Source organism: Haloprofundus salilacus (assembly GCF_020150815.1).
Lineage (GTDB): Archaea > Halobacteriota > Halobacteria > Halobacteriales > Haloferacaceae > Haloprofundus > Haloprofundus salilacus.
Window position 1 is genome coordinate 1,305,270 of the sequence record NZ_CP083723.1, and the last position, 16,969, is coordinate 1,322,238.

Here is a 16,969-nt window from a genome sequence, read left to right on the forward strand (position 1 = left end):
TTAGATACTCGCTCCTGCGCCTCGCCCGGCGACGACGCCGGTCGCGAGGGAGATGCCGCTGCTCGATTTCTCGGCCGCGCCGTCGGCGCCGCCGACGACCGCGCCTGCCGCCCGCAGGTTCGCGAACTGGCGGTCGCCGTCGCCGTCCAACACGCGCATTTCGTCGTCGACGACGACGCCGAACTTCGCGAACGGATGCTCGCCGAAGGCGTTCTCGTCGAACCAGTTGTAGCGGTCCGACGAGTGCGGGACGTACGAGTCGAAGATGGGTTCCCGGACGCCGTCGCGGTCGGAGTCGATGCCTTTGCCGACGAGACCGCCGGTCGCGAGCACGAACTCGTCGGCGTGGTACGGCACCCGCGCCCCGTTGCGGTCGACGTGTACGGCGGCGATTCGCCCGCCGTCGCCCACCCAATCGACGACCGGGTTGCCGGAACTGATGCGGACGCCGGCGTCGTCGAGCGCGGAGAAGAGCGCGTCTTCGAGTCTGAGTCCGGGGAGGCTCGGCGGCCCCATCGGAATCTCGAACACGTCCGCGCCGAGATGAGATTCGAGGTCCGCGCGCACCTCGGCGGCGCGGTCGTCGCCGAGCATCGACGGGAAACCGACGCGCTCTGCGCGTTTGAGACGCGGTTTCACGGTTTCGGCAAGCGCCTCGCGCGCGCCCACCGACCGGCCCGCGAAACGAACCTCCTCGTCGGCGTCGAGCGCCTTCGCGAATCTGGTGATCTTCGCGTCCGCCCGGAACTCCTTGGGGAACGAGAGCTCTGCGCCGCGGACGTCGAAGGGAACGCCCGCCGCCGAGAGATGGTCGGAAACGAGTCGGGCGTCGAACTCCGTCAGCGAGCGGAAGCCGACGACGAGCATCGGGCGCGCGTCGCTGGCGACGCCCGCCGCCGCTGCGTCGGGGTAGCGCGCGGTCGGTTTGACGGTGCCGCCGTAGGTCGGGATGAGTGCGTTCGCGTCGGTGTGGCCGCCGCGGTAGCCGTCGCCCGTCACCTCGTCGAATAGCGAGAGACCGTCGCGTATCGCCTCTTCGCCGACGAGTGAATAGGGATGGTCGTCGGGCAGTGACGAGAGTGCGGCGTATGGATTTGAAACGGGACCGTCGCTGTTCGGGTAACCCAGTACGTCAACGAGGCCGCTCGCGAAGCGCAACGTGCTCTTCTTGTAGGAGACGAGTCGGACGCTCGCGCCCGTCTCGGCGGCTGCGAGCGCCGCCACCGACCCGGCGAGACCGCCGCCGACGACGACCACGTCTTCTCGAATCGGCATCAGCGCTCACCCCGTTGGCCGTCGCCAACGGTTCCCCCGTCGGCGGCCGTCGCGCTCGAACGCCCCGACTCGCTTTCCTCGACGCCGACGACGCCGCCGTCGAAGGCGGCGAAATCGACGGCTTCGTCCGTCGCCGCCGGGTCGCCGTCGCGGTTCATCGTCGTCGCGTGGAGCGCGTAATTGAGCATGGCTTGCGAGAGCTGTTCGCCCCAGAGCGCGTGTCGTTCGCCCTTCCAGCGCTCCTGAAATAGTTCGTCGAGCGCCTCTCTCGCCGTCGGTTCGCCGTACTCGGGGTAGAGTTCGTTCGCCATTCGGTGACAGCAGAAGCCGCCCTGGCAGTTGCCCATCGACGCGCGCGTACGGATGCGGACGGCGTTGAGGTCCGACCCCGACTGCTCGATAGCGTCTTGGATTTCGGCGCGGGTGACCGCCTCGCAGTCGCAGACAACCGGATTGGGCTCGGCGGTTTTGAGTACTTCGTCGGCGCGCGAGCCGAGTCGCTGGACGCTGCGGCGGGCGATAGGCGAGCGGAGACCGAACTCGTCCATGTAGTCGCGAAGCACGGAGAAGTCCTCGCTGCCCGGAAGCGGCTCGTCCGCCGTGCGGCAGGTAGCGTCGATGCCGAACTGCTCGCAGACGTGGTCGGAGATCTTCTCGGCCATCATCCGGTAGGTGGTGAACTTGCCACCGACGATGCTGGTCATCCCCGGCAGGTCGTCGCGGTCGTCGTGGTCGAGCAGGAAGAAGTCGCGCGTGATGTCGGTCGGGTCGGTGGTGCCGGTCCCCGGCGGTTCGTACAGCGGCCGGACGCCCCAAAAGGAGCGGATGGTGCGGGCTTCCTTGAGAATCGGAACCAATTCGGAGAGCGTGTCGATCATGAGGTCGACCTCCCACTGCTCTTCGGGGTAGTCGTCGGGGTCGTCGACTTCTTCGTCGGTGGTGCCCAGGATCGCCGTCGTCTCGTGGGGGACGATGATGTCGGCGTCGCCCTTCGGTCGACAGCGGTTGACGACGGTGTCGACCTGGCGGGTGTTCATGATGGTCATGACGCCTTTCGAGGGGCGGACGGCGACTTCGACGCCGGCCATCTCGCCGATTTGGCCGGCCCACGCGCCCGAGGCGTTGACGACGTAGTCGGCGTGGATCTTCTCGGTCGATCCCGGAGTTCGGTGGACGCGCTTGCCCGGCCCCGAGTCGTGTTTGACCTCGACGCCGACGACCTCTCCTGACTCAACGAGCACGTCGATGACTTCGGCGTGGGTTTCGATGCGCGCGCCGTACTCTTGGGCGCTGGCGGCGTTGGCGACGCAGAGGCGGAACGGGTCGATAGCGCCGTCGGGGACTTTGATAGCGCGCTCGATATCTTTGGCGAGGTAGGGTTCGATCTCTCTGGCTTCGTCGGCGGTGAGTTCTTCTGCGGGGATACCACACTCGCGACAGCCGTCGAGCTTTTCTTGGAAGTAATCGTCGGGGTCGTCGGGTTTCTGGACGAAGAGGCCGCCGGTCATCTCGACGCAATGCGCGGCGATGTCGCGGAGGACGCGGTTCTCCTCGATGCATTCAGTGGCGCTGGCCTGGTCGGAGACGGCGTATCGGCCGCCGCTGTGGAGGAGACCGTGCATGCGGCCCGTAGTTCCGTGGGTCAGGTTGCCTCGTTCGACGAGGGTGACGTCGAGGCCGCGCATCGCGAGGTCGCGCGCGATGCCCGTACCGGTCGACCCGCCCCCGACGACGAGCACGTGGGGTGAGTCCGTCATTGGTTCACTTGGACGAGGGTTTGCGGAGACTTCACTCTACCTCCGCTGAACCGGATTATCCGAAACGCGGAACGGTTTGATCGTTGAACTACGGGACATATAAACTGAATAATTGACTGTCGTCTGCAATATCACGTTACGAAGGTGCTCAGTCCGACTACGAGGTTCAAAAGTGAGTAACGTTTATCATCTTCTTTCGCGGTTTTTCATTGTGGTGTGGGGCGCTAGCACGCTAGCGTAAAGCGCGGACTACGTCCGACACACGTGAGGGTGAACACAATATGGCAACAGAGACGTACGTTGGCGCTATCGATCAAGGGACGACGGGAACGCGATTCATGGTCTTCGACCACGGCGGACGCGTCGTCACAAGCGCGTACGAGAAACACGAACAGATATACCCCGAACCGGGGTGGGTCGAACACGACCCGACCGAGATTTGGGAGAAGACGCAGTCGGTGATGACGACTGCGCTCCAGGACGCCGATCTGACGGCCGACCAACTGGAGGCTATCGGCATCACGAATCAGCGCGAGACGACGCTGCTGTGGGACGCCGACACGGGAACGCCGGTCCACAACGCAATCGTCTGGCAGGACCGCCGGACGACCGACCGCGTCGAGCAACTCGAGGCCGAGGACAAAGTCGAGTGGATTCGCGGGAAGACCGGTCTGGAGGCCGACGCGTACTTCTCGGCGACGAAGGCGGAGTGGTTGCTCGATAACGCCGACCCGATGAAGATGCAACGCGCACGACCGGCCGACGTTCGCGAGCGCGCCGAGGACGGCGAGGTGCTGTTCGGCACGATCGACACGTGGCTCATCTACAAACTGACGGGGAACCACATCACCGACGTGACGAACGCGTCGCGGACGATGCTGTTCGACATCCACGAGATGGACTGGGACGAGGAGCTCTGCGAGGAGTTCGACGTCCCGATAGCGATGCTGCCGGAAGTTCGCCCGTCGAGCGACGAGAACCTCTACGGAACGACCGACTCGGAGGGGTTCCTCGGGAGCGAGGTGCCCGTCGCGGGCGCGCTCGGCGACCAGCAGGCGGCGCTGTTCGGTCAGACGTGTTTCGACGAGGGCGACGCGAAGAACACCTACGGCACGGGTTCGTTCATGCTGATGAACACGGGCGAGGAGGCCGTCGAGAGCGAACACGGCTTGCTCACGACCGTCGGATTCCAGCGCTCGGGCCAACCGGTGCAGTACGCCCTCGAAGGGGCAATCTTCGTCACCGGCGCCGCGATCGAGTGGCTCGAAGACATGCAACTCATCTCGAACGCCTCCGAGAGCGAGACGCTCGCACGGAGCGTCGAGTCGACGGACGGCGTCTACTTCGTTCCGGCGTTCACGGGTCTCGGCGCGCCGCACTGGGACGGCCGCGCCCGCGGTACCATCGTCGGGATGACGCGCGGGACGCGCCGCGAACACATCGTCCGCGCAGCGCTCGAATCCATCGCGTTCCAGACGAAAGACGTCGCCGACGCGATGGAGGCCGACTCCGGTATCGAGATGACCGACCTCCGCGTCGACGGCGGCGCGGTGAAGAACAACTTCCTCTGCCAGCTGCAGGCGAACATCGTCGAGTCGACCATCGTCCGCCCACAGGTCGACGAGACGACGGCGCTTGGCTCCGCGTACGCCGCAGGACTCGCCGTCGGCTACTGGGAGACGGTCGACGAACTCCGCGACAACTGGCAGGTCGACCGCGAGTTCGACGCCGAGGACGGCAAGAACGTCGAGGGACGCCACGAACGCTGGCAAGAGGCGGTCAAGCGTTCACTCGACTGGGCGCGCGACGGGAGTGAGTAGAGATGACAGCGATGTCGACAGCCGTTCTTCAGATCGACTTCGGCGCGCTGTTCGACCCGATGATGCTGCTCGCCGCGCTGGCGGGCGGTGCGTTCGGCGCAGCGCTCGGTGCGTTGCCCGCTTTCATCTTCACCGGCTTCATGGTCGTCTACGGCCAGACCGCCGAGTACTTGAACCCCGACGCCGCCGACATCACCGGCCTCATCGCGTTCGGTCCGGTGTTCTCGCCTGCCATCAGCTTCGCCGGCGGCGCGGCGGCGGCCGCGTACGCCGCCGACCGCGGGTACATGGATTTCGGCTTCGACTATCACGAGGCGAAGAACATCGCCGCGGCGCTCGGGACGCGACCCGACGTGCTCGCTGTCGGTGCTGTCTTCGGCGTCGTCGGCTACTGGATTCAGACGCTGTCGGGGCAACTGCTGCTCCCGTGGGACGGTATCGCGATGGGGGTCGTCCTCTCCGCGCTGCTGCACCGTCTCGCGTTCGGCTACGACCTCATCGGGAAAGTCCGCGGCGACGGCGTTCTCGACATGTCGCCGTTCGAGCGCGAGGAGATGCGCGTGATGGGCGAATCCGCCGCGGGTGGTGACGGCTCGGAAGCCGTGACCGACGGTGGCACGGTGACCAAGCAACGCTTCGCCGTCGAACCGTGGCTTCCCCAGCAGTACAAATGGAGCGGCGTCGCGGCCATCGGTCTGACCGCCGGGACGCTCGGCGCGTTCATCTGGGCTGTGACCGGTCTGCCGTTCCTCGGCTTCGGTATCAGCGCAGCGAGTCTTCTCTTCCTGAACTGCGGCGTCGAGAAGATCCCCGTCACCCACCACATCACGCTCCTCGGGAGCGCAGGTGCGTGGGCGTTCGTCGGCAGCGCCTCGCCCGAAAGCGCCGGCGTGCTCGCGATCCTCGTCGGTGCGCTGTTCGGTCTCATCTCCGCGCTGTTCGGCGAACTGTTCCAGCGGGTGTTCTACGCCCACGGCGACACCCACTGGGACCCGCCGGCCGCCGCTATCGTCTTCACCACGCTCCTGATCGCCGTACTCCACATCATCGGCGTACTCGCTGGGTCGGCCTACATGCCGACCCTCGGGCTCTAAATCCCGACCGCGAGCCGCTTTCTCTCGTTTCGACTGTTCTCGACGCTTCGTCGACGGCTGACTTTCGGTTCTAGAGCGGCGACGCCCCGAGAGGCGCGTCTGCTCTCACGACCTCGCCTCACCCTCTTCCCAGCGGTTCGGCTTCGTTCTCGGTGATCTCCGCGAGGTGAAGCGTGCTCTCGGCCAGCGAGTTGTGCGCTCGGCGGAGGCGCTCGGAGAGCGCCTGCTGGGTGATGCCGATTTCGTCGGCGAGTTCGGTAAGCGTCACGTCCCGCGGGACCTTGAAGTAGCCGCGCTGGTGAGCAATGACGAACGCTTCCCGCTGCTCGTCGGTAAGTGTGAACTCGCTGCGCCCGAACGTCTCGTCGAGCTCCGAGATTCGTTCGACGGTTATCGAGAGGCCGTGAGACTCCCAGCGGTCGTGTGCGGTCGCCAGTTGTTCGTGTCGCGGAAACAGCGTCCGAAAACGCCACTGACTCTCCTTGGCCGACGCGCCGAGCAACGTCGAACTCTCTAGTAACGTCGCGAGCGTCTCTCGAACCGACGCCGTCCACTCGACCTGATAGAGCCATTTGCCGTTCAAATCCGCCAGCAGCGTCGCCGCCTCGACGGATTCGTCCGCGGCGAGCGCGGGTTCGACGTCCGTGGAGTCGCTGTGGTCGAACCACAGGAGTGAAGCGGGGCTCGCCGTGTCGTGTGCCGCAGTTCGGAGAACGTCGACGCAGACGCCCGGATAGCGCTCGAAGAGTTCCTCGAGCGCGAACTGTTCGGCCGAAATACGTAGTTCTGCAATTGTTGTCATATCTGGTAGTATCGGTCTGAGTTGTTCCCGATAACCTCGCCGCGGAGGTGCCCGTCTGCCTTCGAACAATGGTCGACGAGTAGTGAGATAAACGGTTTTCCGACTCTCACGGACATACACCGAAACACGACTCTCACGGACAGACACCAAAACTGACTGCGCTTGCGACGAAACTCGAACCGACACGTCACGCTCCGAAGCTGGCGTCACGCCGCGAAAATCCTCGGAGGTGCCTCGAAGCCGATAGGTCTCGTCCGTCAGTTCAGCTTTCGGTAGTCGCGGGCTTCCTCGGCGGACTCGGCGACCGAATCGAGCGTCGCCTTCGACCCGCTCGCCTCGACGGCGGCGTTGAGCGCCCCCTCAAGTATCGGCGCGTCGGCGATTCGCACGTTCGCGTCGCCCATCTCCACCGCGAGTTCGGTGTTCATCACGGCGCTCCCGAGGTCGACGAGGACGACGACGCCGTCACCGTCGTCAGCGTCGTCGATGGCGGCTTCGATTCGGTCGACGCTCGTCCCGATTTCGCCGTCGGGGTCGCCTCCGGCGGCTTCGATTCGGGCGTCGTCGCCGCCCATCTGTGCGGCGATCTCGCAGATACCCTCCGCGGCTTTCTCGCTGTGGGAGACGACGACGAGTCCGACCATCTACTCGTCCTCTCCGCCGAGCGACTCGTCGGCGGTTTCCTCGGGGGATTCGTCCGGCACGTCCGGCGACCGGGCGTCTCGCACTACTTCGCCGTCGAGATACTCCTCGGCCGTGTCGAGGAGTTCCTCCAGGATGTAGAGCGTGCTCGTCGCGCCGGGGTCCTGGTGACCGACGGAGCGCCAGTCGAGGTACGACGCGCGACCTTTTCGCGCTCGAAGCGGCACCGTGTATCGGACGCCGCGTTCGCAGGCGTCGACCGCTTTCGAGAGCGCGGTCAACGGCGGCAGGTCGTCCTGCTCGATGGATTTCTTGTACGTGTGGACCGCCGGAACGAGGGCGTCGACCATCGTCTTCGCGCCGATCTCGGCTTTCCCTCGGTCCTGGACCTTCTGGAGATACGTCTCCGCGAACGCCACGCTCGTCTCGGCGGTAATGCCGTCTTCGAGCTCCGTGCTGGCGAGCATCGTCGAACCGCCGTACAACGGTCCCGCCGCCCCGCCGACGTTCGAGATGATGGTCTTACCCACTAACTTGACGAGTTCGTCGGGTTCCATGTCGTCGACCTCGTCGCCGTCGACGGCCTCGACGACGGCCTGAAAGCCTCGGTTCATGTTCGCCCCGTGGTCGGCGTCGCCGATGGCCGAGTCGAGGTCAGTCAGATGCGACTTTTCGTCGGCGATGCGCGCAGCGACGTTCTCTACGGCCGCCAGAACGGCCTCTCGCTGAATCTCCGCGTCTACCATACCGATACACGGACCGCGCGGCGCAAAGTGTTTGCGTCGCTCGGCAGTCGTCACTCCGTAGTTGATAGCGAACAGACGACACGACCGATGGCCGCTTCCGCGCGACGCGGTGTCGTACTCCGCGAAACGTCGCGCGGCGAATCGTCAGTACACGGGCGGTCTAGCCGCATCACAGCTTAAAAACGGTCGGGTGGTCGGCTGATCGCGCGCTTAGTCCGTACGCTTGAGCGCGAGGGTGTCCGCGGGCGCGCCGAGCAGTTCTTTCAGTTCGTCGTCCAGACGGAGCACGGTGACCGAACAACCCATCATGTCGAGCGACGTCATGTAGTCGCCGACCCACGCGTCCCACGTCTCGAGGCCGCGGTCACCGAGAATCTCCTGAACCCGGCGGTTGACGATGTAGAGTTCGGAGAGAGGCGTGCCGCCCATCCCGTTGACGATGGTGGCGACCTCGTCGCCGTCGCCGACGTCGAGGTCGTCGAGCACCTGCTCGGTGAGTCGGTCGGCGACCTCGTCGGCGCTCATCACGTCGGTCCGTTCGACGCCCGGTTCGCCGTGGATACCGATGCCGAGTTCGATCTCGTCGTCGCCGAGGTCGAACGTCGGTTCGCCCTTCTCGGGCGTCACGCAGGAGGTGAGCGCCATCCCCATCGTACCGACGTTGTCGACGACCTTCTCTGCGACCGTTCGAACTTCCTCCAGGTCGCCGCCCGCGGCGGCTTTCGCGCCTGCAATTTTGTGGACGAAGATGGTGCCGCAGACGCCGCGACGACCGCTCGTGTACAGCGAGTCCTCGACAGCGACGTCGTCGTCGACGACGACCTCCGCTACCTCCACGTCCTCTATCTCGGCCATCTCGCCGGCCGTCTCGAAGTTCATCACGTCGCCCTCGTAGTTTTTGACGACGCAGAGAACGCCCTCGCCGCTGTCGCAGGCGCGGACCATCTCCTCCAGTTGGTCGGCCGTCGGCGAGGTGAACACCTCGCCCGCCGCCGCGCCATCGAGCATCCCGTTGCCGAGGTAGCCCGCGTGTGTCGGTTCGTGACCGCTGCCGCCGCCGGAGACGATGCCGACTTTGCCCTCGACCGGCGCGTCCGCGCGGACGAGCACCTTCGTTCCGTCGAGTCGTCGGACGCGGTCGGGGTGGGCCGCGATCATTCCGTCGAGCATCTCGTCTACGTAGTCTGCCGGGTCGTTGATGAGTTTCTTCATGGTTCGTGGTATCAATGGTGAAAAAGGGCCAAAAGCTTTCCTCGCTGAGGGGTCCGTCTCCGAGCGTCGACGCGTCGAAAGTCCGCCGGATCGGTATCCCCGCGGTCTCCGTGCGTCCGTCGTCCGGAACGTCTCGCCGTTTTCGACTGCCCGCCCTCGCTCGTGAGAGGGCGAGATTTATCGCCCCGACGACGAACATCCGGTATGGCTCCGCCGCTTGCGCTCGACATCGACGGGACGCTCACTCGCTCGGACGGCTCGGTCGACCCGCGACTCTTCGACGTGCTCCGAGACTGGGACGCGCCGGTCGTCCTCGCCACTGGGAAGTCGTTTCCCTACCCGGTTGCGCTGTGTCACTTCGTCGGCATTCCCGAGACCGTTGTCGCTGAGAACGGTGGTGTCGTCTACGCGGCCGACGAGGTGACGTTCACCAGCGACCGCGAGAGCGCCGCCGCCGTCTCCGACGAGTTCGTCGCCCGCGGCGGCGACCTCGGCTGGGGAAGAGCCGACACCGCGAACCGCTGGCGCGAGACGGAGATCGCGGTCAACATCGACGCCGATGAAGCGCTCCTGCGAGCGGTCGCCGACGAGTACGGGATGGAGGTGGTCGACACCGGTTACGCCTACCACGTGAAGTCGCCGGGCGTCTCGAAGGCCAAAGGTCTGAAAGCAGTCTGCGAGACGCTCTCGCTCGACCCGACGACGTTCGTCGCCGTCGGTGACAGCGAGAACGACGTCTCGACGTTCGAGTTGGTCGACGAGTCGTACGCCGTCGCCAACGCCGACGACCGGGCACGCGCCGCCGCCGGAACCGTCATTGAGGAGAGCTACAGCGATGGGACGCTCTCGGTGCTGAAGTCGCTTCGGTAACTGGTTGATTACTACTTGTCGGTCGTCTACTCCTCGTCTCCGCCGACCGCGCCCGCGCGCCACGCCGCGAACGACTCTAGCACGTCGTCCTCGTCGAACCGCTCGATGCAGGGCGTCTCGTGCGGGTGGAGTTCGAGCACCCGGTCCCGGAGTTCGTCGTACCCCTCGTCGGTCGTCTTCGCCAACAGCAGCGCTTCGTCTTCGTCCACAACCTCACCCTCCCAGCGGTACGTCGAGGCGCAGGGGAGTTGGTTGACGCAGGCGGCCAGTCGCTCGTCGACGAGCGTCCGCGCGAGCGCCGAGGCGTCGCTCTCGGGGGCGGTGATGTAGGCGGTAGGCATAGTTCGATTCGGGTTAGCCTTCGATGGGGAGGAAGTTACCGTTGATGTCCCACTCGTGGATGCAGTGGACGCTCCCGGCCTGCGGCTCTTCGGCGTCGCGGGCCACGCGCCACGATTCGCTCTCGTCGTTCCATACCTCGCGGCGGCCGCAGCGCTCACAGGTTCGGTCTGTCGGTCGGCGGAGTCGAACACCACTGCTCATACGTGTCGGAAGCGCGCCGAGCGAGTTAAGCGTACTCCCGTTGGAGACAAGCATCTATCAATCCGCCGAGAGCGTCGCTTTCGGCGGCGGTTTCCCGCGACCGACCGGGGCCTCTCGGACGGCGAGTCGGCGGCTCCGGGAGGACTGTAACCGATAAGGGCAAGTCGCCTCTCCGAGAGGGTCTCGTATGATTAAACTGGTAGAACTGTTGGTGCGCCGAGACGGGATGAGCCACGACGAGTTCGTCGACTACTGGCTGAACGAACACAGTCCCATCGCCGAGGAGATGCCCGGCCTCCGCAAGTACGTCACGTCGGTGCCGAAAGACCCCGAGCGAACCGAGTACGACGGCGTGCTCGAACTGTACTTCGAGGACACCGACGCGATGCGCGCGGCCTTCGACTCCGAGGCGGGCGAACGAACGCTCGCCGACGCCGAACAGTTCTTGAAGACCGGCGCGGGACCGCGCCTCGTCCTCGACGAGACGGTGCAACTGGACGAACTGCAGTAGTCGGACGACTGACGAGCGCTCACTCCGCCCGCAGGTCGTCGACGGCGGCGACTACGACGAGTTCGTCGTACGCGTCGCCGGCGAACTTCTCCGTTCGCTCCCCGCGCACCTCGAATCCACGCGCGTCGTAGAACGCCCGTCCGACCTCGTTGTCGGCGAACACAACTGCGCGAAGACGCTCGACGCCCTCGGCGGCGAGCTCCGCCGCCGCCCGTTCGACGAGCGCCGTCCCGACGCCGCGACCCCAGTAGGCTTCGCGGACGTACAGGCGGCCCAGTTCCAGTTCGGCGGGCGCGTTCGCCCCTCCGAGTTCGTTCTCGCCCCGGCCGATTCGCTCGTCGTCGCCGTCGTAGACGTGCGCAAAGCCGGTGAGTTCGCCCTCGATTTCGGCGACGTAGACGCCGCCGATCCTGTTGCGGTCGAGTTGGTCGCGGAGGTCTGCCGGGTCGTACCACGCGTCGACCGTCTCGTCGACGACGGACGGCGAGAGCAGGTCGTCGTACGCCGCGTGCCACGACCCACGGGCGATGTCGGCGACCGCGGCGGCGTCGTCCAGCGTTGCCTCTCTGACGTTCGCGGGTTCGACTCTCGGGCGGGACAGTTCGGTGTTTCGCTCGCCGGTCCCCGTTCGGCCGTCCGTCGGTCGCCTGTCCCACGTGTCTCGCTCCACCCGACACCTTCCTTACGTCACCGCGCGAACGGGCCGCCATGGGCTTTCACACGTACGACGTCGACCGCGCCGACGCTTTGGAGGACGAGAGTCGCTACCGCCACCTCTCGGCTGAGGAACTGCTCGCGGCGCTCCGTCCTCACCCCGAGATGACCGTCGCGGACCTCGGCAGCGGCACCGGTTTCTACACCGACGACGTGGCCCCGCACGTCGGTCACCTCTACGCCGTCGACGTGCAGGAGGCGATGCACGACATCTACCGCGAGAAAGGACTCCCCGAGACTGTCGAGACCGTCGTCGCCGACGTGGCGTCGCTCCCGTTCGGAGACGACGACCTCGACGCGGCGTTCTCGACGATGACCTACCACGAGTTCGCAAGCGCGGAGTCGCTCGCGGAACTCGCGCGTGTCCTCCGGCCCGGTGGGTGCGTGGTCGTCGTCGATTGGAGCAAGACGGGCGACGGCGCGGACGGTCCGCCGACGGACGAGCGCTACGGCGTCAGCGACGCAGCGTCGTCGCTCGAAGATGCCGGATTCGCGGTCGACCGCGCCGAGTCGCGACTCGAGACGTTCCTCTGTATCGCGTCCGTCTGAACGCGGTACCGTATCCGTTTGAGTCGCCGCAGTCGCGCCGAAAAAACTCCGTTTCAGTCGAGGTCGATACCGGCGTAGCGGTCCACGGCGACGACGAGCGCACCGCCGACCAGCGCCGCGGCGGCGAAGACGGCAAGTACCTCGGTCGTCCACGACCCCCCGTGCTCTGCGAGGTTCGTCGAGAGCTGAGAGACGGGCGCTCGGAGCGCGCCGAAGATGAGCGCGATGAGGAACGCGAACGTCGCCTCGCGGTAGTGTTCGAGCGCCCAGTCGACGGCGTGGGCGACGGTGAACAGACCGACGAGTGCGCCCGAACAGAACGTGACGATGGTGACGAACGGGCCGGCGAGCGCGTCGATGCTCCCGCCGCCGAGCAAACCGAACACGCCGTCTCTGAACGTCGAGAGCGTGTCGGTCATGTAGAAGTACTGCCCGAGGATGAGCAGCAGGAGCGACCCCGAGATGCCGGGGAGAATCATCGCGCTGATGGCGATGGCGCCGGCGACGAACGTCACGGCCGGGCTGTGCCCGAGCGCCGACTGCGCTTCGCCGGAGACGACGAACGCGAGGGCGAATCCGACGATAGACGCGGCCATCCGCCCATGCGTGTCGACGGACACCTCGGTGATGAGGACCAGCGCCGACGCCGCGATGAGTCCGAAGAAGAACCCGAACGTCGGCGCGGGCACCGTCTCGACGGCGACTTCGACGAGACTTGTGATGGTGACGATGGCCGTCATAATGCCGAACCCGAGCGTCACGAGAAACGCCGTGTCCATCTCCCGCAGCGACGCGAACGCGTCCCCGGTGTCGCCGGTGACGCCACGGAGCACGCGGAACATGTTGTCGGCGTCGATGGCCGTCACCGCGTCGATGAGCCGTTCGTAGATGCCGGTGATGAGCGCGATGGTGCCGCCGGAGACACCGGGAACCGCGTCCGCGGCGCCCATACAGATGCCTCTGAGGTAGATGCCCAGCCACCCCCGGAGACCGCCGGACACCGTGTTCACGTCGGATAGCGTCTCTCCGTCGGCCATCGAGCTAGCTCCACACCGCCGCCGGAGCGGTCACCAGTGCGGTCGTCGCTCCGCGAACGGTCGCGGCGTCGGGTGCGACGAGCGCGCTCTGGTCGTCCGTCTCGTTACCGGCGTCGTTCGAGGAATTCGACGAATCGCTCGTCGACGAGTTTCCGGTCTCGTTGCCGGACCCGTCACTGGCGCTCTCGTTACCGAACGGATCGTCTCCGGCCGTCTCGTTTCCGGCCGTCTCGTCACCCGACTCGTTGCCGGCGTCGGTTTGCAGCGGCGACTCGGTCAGTTCGACCTGCGTCGCGCTGTCGTCCTCACCGACGACTTTCGCGTCGGAGACCTCGACCGTTCCGTCGTAGATGACCTGCTCACCCGACTCGTTCTCCGTCGGTTGCGTGCTGACGTAGTACGGACCGGTCGCACGGACGCTGACGTTCGTGTACTCGTCGCCCGTCTCGTCGTAGCCGGTCGTCGAGTACGGCAACGTCAACTCGAAGTTGCCGTTCGCGTCCGTCTCGGCGTACTGGACGTAGGTAAACGTCTCGTTCGTCGTTCCCATCCGCATCTCGACCGCCGCGCGAACTTCGCTGTTGGCGGGCGCACCGCTGCCTTCCACCGTCGCGCCAGGGACGCGCTCGAACGTCTTGACCCAGCTCGGCGGCGTCTGCGTCAGGTACTGGCTGTCGAGCTGGGTCACCTGCGACGTACTGAACAGTTCCTGAAGGTACGACCGCGACTGCGTCGCTGACGACTCGCTGACCTTCACGAGGCGGTAGTGTTCCATCGCCTCGACGCGCTCTTCGGGGTACGGACCGACGCCGCCGACCTGGGCGGTGCCGTCCTCCTCGGCGAACTCGCGGGCGGCGCTCATGTTGTCGAACGTCCGCAGCAGCGTCGCGTTCTCGCCCTCGCCGACGGGCGTCGGGACCGTGACCTCCTCGCCGGTCTGCTGGTTCACGGCGGGCGTCGGTTCCCAGTCGACGACGAACGGTTGCGGGTCCATCGCGCTGCCGTGGTACTCGTAGAGGCGGACCATCGTGCTGTCGTAGTAGCGCTGGTCCTTGAGGAGGAAACTCGTCGTGAACCCTTCCGCGTAGATGCGCTGGTAGAAGTCCGCCTGCGAGAGGCTCTCGTTCTCGTCGTAGAACACCACTGGCGCGCTGAACTTCTGGCTCGTCGACACCATCTCCCAGTCGATCATCACGTAGCGGGTCTGGTTACCTTCGGAGCTCAGGTCGGCCAACACCTCCTCGGACTGCTGCTCGCTTGGCGCGAGCAGGAAGTTCGCGGCCGCGGTCGCGCCCTGCTGGAACGGGTTCGCGTTCGGAATCCGCTCGCTGCCGAGCGTTATCCAGTGACCGTAGTCCCACCACGACATGACGCCGTACGTGCCCTCCGGGTAGTTGTAGTCGCCGTCGGCGGGCCGCTCGAATCGCTCGTAGTAGCCGAGTTCGTCGGCGTTGCCCGCGCCGCCGTAGTTGCCTTCCTGGGGCGTGTTGTTCGCCATCCAGTCGAGGCTGTCGTCCCACTGGGTGTACGCGCCCGGTTGATTAGCGGCGCCGATCTGTTGGGCCGTCGCCGTCGACCCGCCGCCTATCGGGAACAGCAGCACCGGCGCGATGACGAGCATGACGACCGTCGCCACTACGAGCACCTGATACCCCTCGACGTTGTCGGCGACGCGGGTGATGGATTTCCGGAGACCGAGGTAGCCGAGAATCTCGCCGAGCAGGTACGCGTTCATCACGACGACGACCAGCGCGAGGTAGTAGTTGAAGCGCAGTTGCGTGAACGCCGCGGCGGTCATGAACGCGGCCCAGACGACGACGAGGAGGTGTTCGGACCGGTAACTCGTCAAAAGCGTCCCGCCGACGATGAGACCAAAGACGACGATGAGACCTAGGAGGGCGTGGTCGATGCCGAGCGCACCGCCGATGGCTTTCGGAGCCGTCGGAACGAGGTAGATGAGGCCAACAACGGCGACTGAGCCGGCGACGTAGCCGACCTTGCGCGTGTTGCCGCCGCGGAGCAGCGGTTTCGCGAGCATCCACGTCGCCGCGGCGACGCCGGTGAAGATGGCAAATCCGTACTCGCTCAGCAGTTGCATCGTCGCCGTCGTCCCGAACTGCGCGAGGGTGTTCGGGTCGAGGAACGGCTGGGCCTCGCTGATGGTTCGGGTTCGTGCCCCGGCGCTGAAGCCGAGAATCCGATTGAAGTTGTTCGTCAGCTGTTGGAAGGCGTCGGGGAGGACGACGGCCATGAGGCCGAGCGAGACGGCGATAGCGCCGCCGACCGCGACGGGGTACAGCGAGACCGAGAGGTCGCGCGACTCCCACTCGCGGGCCAGCCACGCGAGAAACACGCAGCCCGCGCCGACGGCGAACGCGAGCACCGGTTGGATGAGCGAGTACTGCGTCGCGCTGAACTCGAACGTGTCGATGCGGACGGTCATCAAGAGCGTCGTGACGCCCATCGACACCGCGCCCGCGAAGGCGATGGGTTCGGGCGACTCGTCGTTGACGGTGTCGCTCACCGTCTTCACTACGAGGAACAGGCCGACGACGCCGACGAGCAGGACGCCCGGCGGCCAGACCCACATATACAGCGAGAGGGCGACGCCGGCGAGCGCGGACCACTTCAGCGGCGAGCGGAGGGCGTCGACGTCGCGCTCGGCGACGAGTTCCCAGATGGGCTTCTCGCGCTCGGCGACGGCGAACGCGAGCATGAACGCGAGGATGGCGATGGCCATGAAGAACGGCTCGACGCCGTTGTGGTCGGAGACGCCGACGAGCGACCGCTGGAGGAACGACCCCGGTAGCAGCATCAGGATGACCGCGCCGAACAGTCCGGCGAACCGACCGCCGAGGCGCTTGCCGATGTAGTAGACCGGAATCGCGGTCAGCGCGCCGAAGACGGCGGGTGCGACGAGCAGCGTCTGCGCGACGAGTTGGTCGCTGGGACTGCCGAGACCGGCTATCAGGGCGGCGGTCGCGACGATCTGGTCGTATAGTGTCCCGAACTGCCCCTGGTAGGTTCCGTAGGGGAAGTAGGTCCACGGGTCGAACGGCATGGTGAAGGGCCAGTGTCGGACGGTGTACTCGACTTCGCGGAGGTGGTACCAGGCGTCGTTGCCCGAGAAGATGACGGTACCGTCCTCGGTGATGTAGTTGCCGTAGCCCTGCATCCGTATGTAGAACATCACGGCGACGACCCCGAGGAGGGCAGGGACGTGGTACCAGTCTTCGAGATAGTCGAGGTAGGAGTCCTCTGTCTCCTCGACGCTCTCTGTTCGATGACTCATTGGCCGAAAGGACTGGCAAAACCCGCATAAGCCTTGTCATCTATCCACGGCTGCGGCCGTGGAAACGACCGGGGGACGGGATACAGCCGTCGTGCGGTTCCGCCG

At 65.9% G+C, this 16,969-nt stretch carries 16 protein-coding genes; 5 read left to right on the top strand and 11 right to left on the bottom strand.

Annotation, left to right across the window (positions count from 1 at the left end; translation table 11 throughout):
- Both glpB and glpA read right to left on the bottom strand, forming a co-directional pair.
- Complete coding sequence (gene glpB, locus LAQ58_RS06670; RefSeq protein ID WP_224449821.1) at positions 1–1,275, bottom strand: glycerol-3-phosphate dehydrogenase subunit GlpB; 1,275 nt, start codon at positions 1,273–1,275, stop codon at positions 1–3.
- The gene (gene glpA / locus LAQ58_RS06675) at positions 1,275–3,032 is read right to left on the bottom strand and encodes an anaerobic glycerol-3-phosphate dehydrogenase subunit GlpA (RefSeq protein ID WP_224449822.1); all 1,758 of its coding nucleotides are present in this window, start codon (positions 3,030–3,032) and stop codon (positions 1,275–1,277) included. Before glpA ends, glpB begins: the two co-directional genes overlap by 1 nt.
- Positions 3,033–3,313: 281 nt before the next feature.
- Between glpA and glpK the strand changes: the two genes are divergently transcribed.
- Together glpK and LAQ58_RS06685 are read left to right on the top strand one after the other, a co-directional pair.
- Positions 3,314–4,852: a glycerol kinase GlpK gene (glpK, locus tag LAQ58_RS06680; protein ID WP_224449823.1), complete on the top strand. Its 1,539-nt coding sequence runs from the start codon at positions 3,314–3,316 to the stop codon at positions 4,850–4,852.
- Positions 4,853–4,863: 11 nt separating this feature from the next.
- Positions 4,864–5,946 (top strand): DUF7973 family transport facilitator, encoded by a 1,083-nt coding sequence (locus tag LAQ58_RS06685; protein WP_224449824.1) that lies wholly within the window; start codon positions 4,864–4,866, stop codon positions 5,944–5,946.
- Between the two features lie 118 nt (positions 5,947–6,064).
- On the opposite strand, the gene LAQ58_RS06690 is transcribed toward LAQ58_RS06685, so the two are convergent.
- From LAQ58_RS06690 to dhaK, 4 genes are all read right to left on the bottom strand, one after another.
- A complete protein-coding gene (locus LAQ58_RS06690) occupies positions 6,065–6,748 on the bottom strand; it encodes a helix-turn-helix domain-containing protein (protein WP_224449825.1) in 684 nt (227 codons plus the stop codon).
- Between the two features lie 257 nt (positions 6,749–7,005).
- Entirely contained in the window at positions 7,006–7,392 is a 387-nt protein-coding gene (gene dhaM / locus LAQ58_RS06695) for a dihydroxyacetone kinase phosphoryl donor subunit DhaM (RefSeq protein ID WP_224449826.1), read from the bottom strand.
- On the bottom strand, positions 7,393–8,136 hold the full coding sequence (gene dhaL / locus LAQ58_RS06700) for a dihydroxyacetone kinase subunit DhaL (protein WP_224449827.1): 744 nt from the start codon (positions 8,134–8,136) through the stop codon (positions 7,393–7,395). It abuts the gene before it with no gap.
- 210 nt (positions 8,137–8,346) lie between these two features.
- Entirely contained in the window at positions 8,347–9,348 is a 1,002-nt protein-coding gene (dhaK, locus tag LAQ58_RS06705; RefSeq protein WP_224449828.1) for a dihydroxyacetone kinase subunit DhaK, read from the bottom strand.
- A gap of 204 nt (positions 9,349–9,552) precedes the next feature.
- Between dhaK and LAQ58_RS06710 the strand changes: the two genes are divergently transcribed.
- Positions 9,553–10,218, top strand: coding sequence for a phosphoglycolate phosphatase (locus tag LAQ58_RS06710; protein ID WP_224449829.1), 666 nt, complete (start codon positions 9,553–9,555; stop codon positions 10,216–10,218).
- 26 nt (positions 10,219–10,244) lie between these two features.
- Here the strand turns inward: LAQ58_RS06710 and cutA are convergent, their stop codons facing one another.
- Positions 10,245–10,559, bottom strand: a complete 315-nt coding sequence (gene cutA / locus LAQ58_RS06715; protein WP_224449830.1) for a divalent-cation tolerance protein CutA — start codon at positions 10,557–10,559, stop codon at positions 10,245–10,247.
- A 13-nt stretch (positions 10,560–10,572) separates the two neighbouring features.
- Positions 10,573–10,761, bottom strand: a complete 189-nt coding sequence (locus tag LAQ58_RS06720) for an HEWD family protein (protein ID WP_224449831.1) — start codon at positions 10,759–10,761, stop codon at positions 10,573–10,575.
- 187 nt (positions 10,762–10,948) lie between these two features.
- Here LAQ58_RS06720 and LAQ58_RS06725 point away from each other — a divergent pair, with 187 nt between their 5' ends.
- Complete coding sequence (locus LAQ58_RS06725; protein WP_224449832.1) at positions 10,949–11,272, top strand: EthD family reductase; 324 nt, start codon at positions 10,949–10,951, stop codon at positions 11,270–11,272.
- A gap of 19 nt (positions 11,273–11,291) precedes the next feature.
- Here LAQ58_RS06725 and LAQ58_RS06730 read toward each other — a convergent pair whose 3' ends face one another.
- Positions 11,292–11,942 (bottom strand): GNAT family N-acetyltransferase, encoded by a 651-nt coding sequence (locus LAQ58_RS06730; RefSeq protein ID WP_224449833.1) that lies wholly within the window; start codon positions 11,940–11,942, stop codon positions 11,292–11,294.
- A 38-nt stretch (positions 11,943–11,980) separates the two neighbouring features.
- On the opposite strand from LAQ58_RS06730, the gene LAQ58_RS06735 reads away from it, so the two are divergent.
- Positions 11,981–12,535 (top strand): class I SAM-dependent methyltransferase, encoded by a 555-nt coding sequence (locus LAQ58_RS06735; protein ID WP_224449834.1) that lies wholly within the window; start codon positions 11,981–11,983, stop codon positions 12,533–12,535.
- A gap of 53 nt (positions 12,536–12,588) precedes the next feature.
- On the opposite strand, the gene LAQ58_RS06740 is transcribed toward LAQ58_RS06735, so the two are convergent.
- Positions 12,589–13,572: a DUF368 domain-containing protein gene (locus LAQ58_RS06740; RefSeq protein ID WP_224449835.1), complete on the bottom strand. Its 984-nt coding sequence runs from the start codon at positions 13,570–13,572 to the stop codon at positions 12,589–12,591.
- A gap of 4 nt (positions 13,573–13,576) precedes the next feature.
- Entirely contained in the window at positions 13,577–16,864 is a 3,288-nt protein-coding gene (locus LAQ58_RS06745; RefSeq protein ID WP_224449836.1) for an oligosaccharyl transferase, archaeosortase A system-associated, read from the bottom strand.
- Positions 16,865–16,969: the final 105 nt, after the last annotated feature.

What these genes read in the sequence shown, in the direction of transcription:
- LAQ58_RS06710 (WP_224449829.1), top strand. Translation starts at nt 9,553, where the DNA reads ATGGCTCCGCCGCTTGCGCTCGACATCGACGGGACGCTCACTCGCTCG.
- LAQ58_RS06745 (WP_224449836.1), bottom strand. Translation starts at nt 16,864, where the DNA reads ATGAGTCATCGAACAGAGAGCGTCGAGGAGACAGAGGACTCCTACCTC.
- glpA (WP_224449822.1), bottom strand. Translation starts at nt 3,032, where the DNA reads ATGACGGACTCACCCCACGTGCTCGTCGTCGGGGGCGGGTCGACCGGT.
- LAQ58_RS06690 (WP_224449825.1), bottom strand. Translation starts at nt 6,748, where the DNA reads ATGACAACAATTGCAGAACTACGTATTTCGGCCGAACAGTTCGCGCTC.
- dhaL (WP_224449827.1), bottom strand. Translation starts at nt 8,136, where the DNA reads ATGGTAGACGCGGAGATTCAGCGAGAGGCCGTTCTGGCGGCCGTAGAG.
- cutA (WP_224449830.1), bottom strand. Translation starts at nt 10,559, where the DNA reads ATGCCTACCGCCTACATCACCGCCCCCGAGAGCGACGCCTCGGCGCTC.
- LAQ58_RS06725 (WP_224449832.1), top strand. Translation starts at nt 10,949, where the DNA reads ATGATTAAACTGGTAGAACTGTTGGTGCGCCGAGACGGGATGAGCCAC.
- LAQ58_RS06685 (WP_224449824.1), top strand. Translation starts at nt 4,864, where the DNA reads ATGTCGACAGCCGTTCTTCAGATCGACTTCGGCGCGCTGTTCGACCCG.
- dhaM (WP_224449826.1), bottom strand. Translation starts at nt 7,392, where the DNA reads ATGGTCGGACTCGTCGTCGTCTCCCACAGCGAGAAAGCCGCGGAGGGT.
- LAQ58_RS06720 (WP_224449831.1), bottom strand. Translation starts at nt 10,761, where the DNA reads ATGAGCAGTGGTGTTCGACTCCGCCGACCGACAGACCGAACCTGTGAG.
- LAQ58_RS06735 (WP_224449834.1), top strand. Translation starts at nt 11,981, where the DNA reads ATGGGCTTTCACACGTACGACGTCGACCGCGCCGACGCTTTGGAGGAC.
- LAQ58_RS06740 (WP_224449835.1), bottom strand. Translation starts at nt 13,572, where the DNA reads ATGGCCGACGGAGAGACGCTATCCGACGTGAACACGGTGTCCGGCGGT.
- glpK (WP_224449823.1), top strand. Translation starts at nt 3,314, where the DNA reads ATGGCAACAGAGACGTACGTTGGCGCTATCGATCAAGGGACGACGGGA.
- glpB (WP_224449821.1), bottom strand. Translation starts at nt 1,275, where the DNA reads ATGCCGATTCGAGAAGACGTGGTCGTCGTCGGCGGCGGTCTCGCCGGG.
- dhaK (WP_224449828.1), bottom strand. Translation starts at nt 9,348, where the DNA reads ATGAAGAAACTCATCAACGACCCGGCAGACTACGTAGACGAGATGCTC.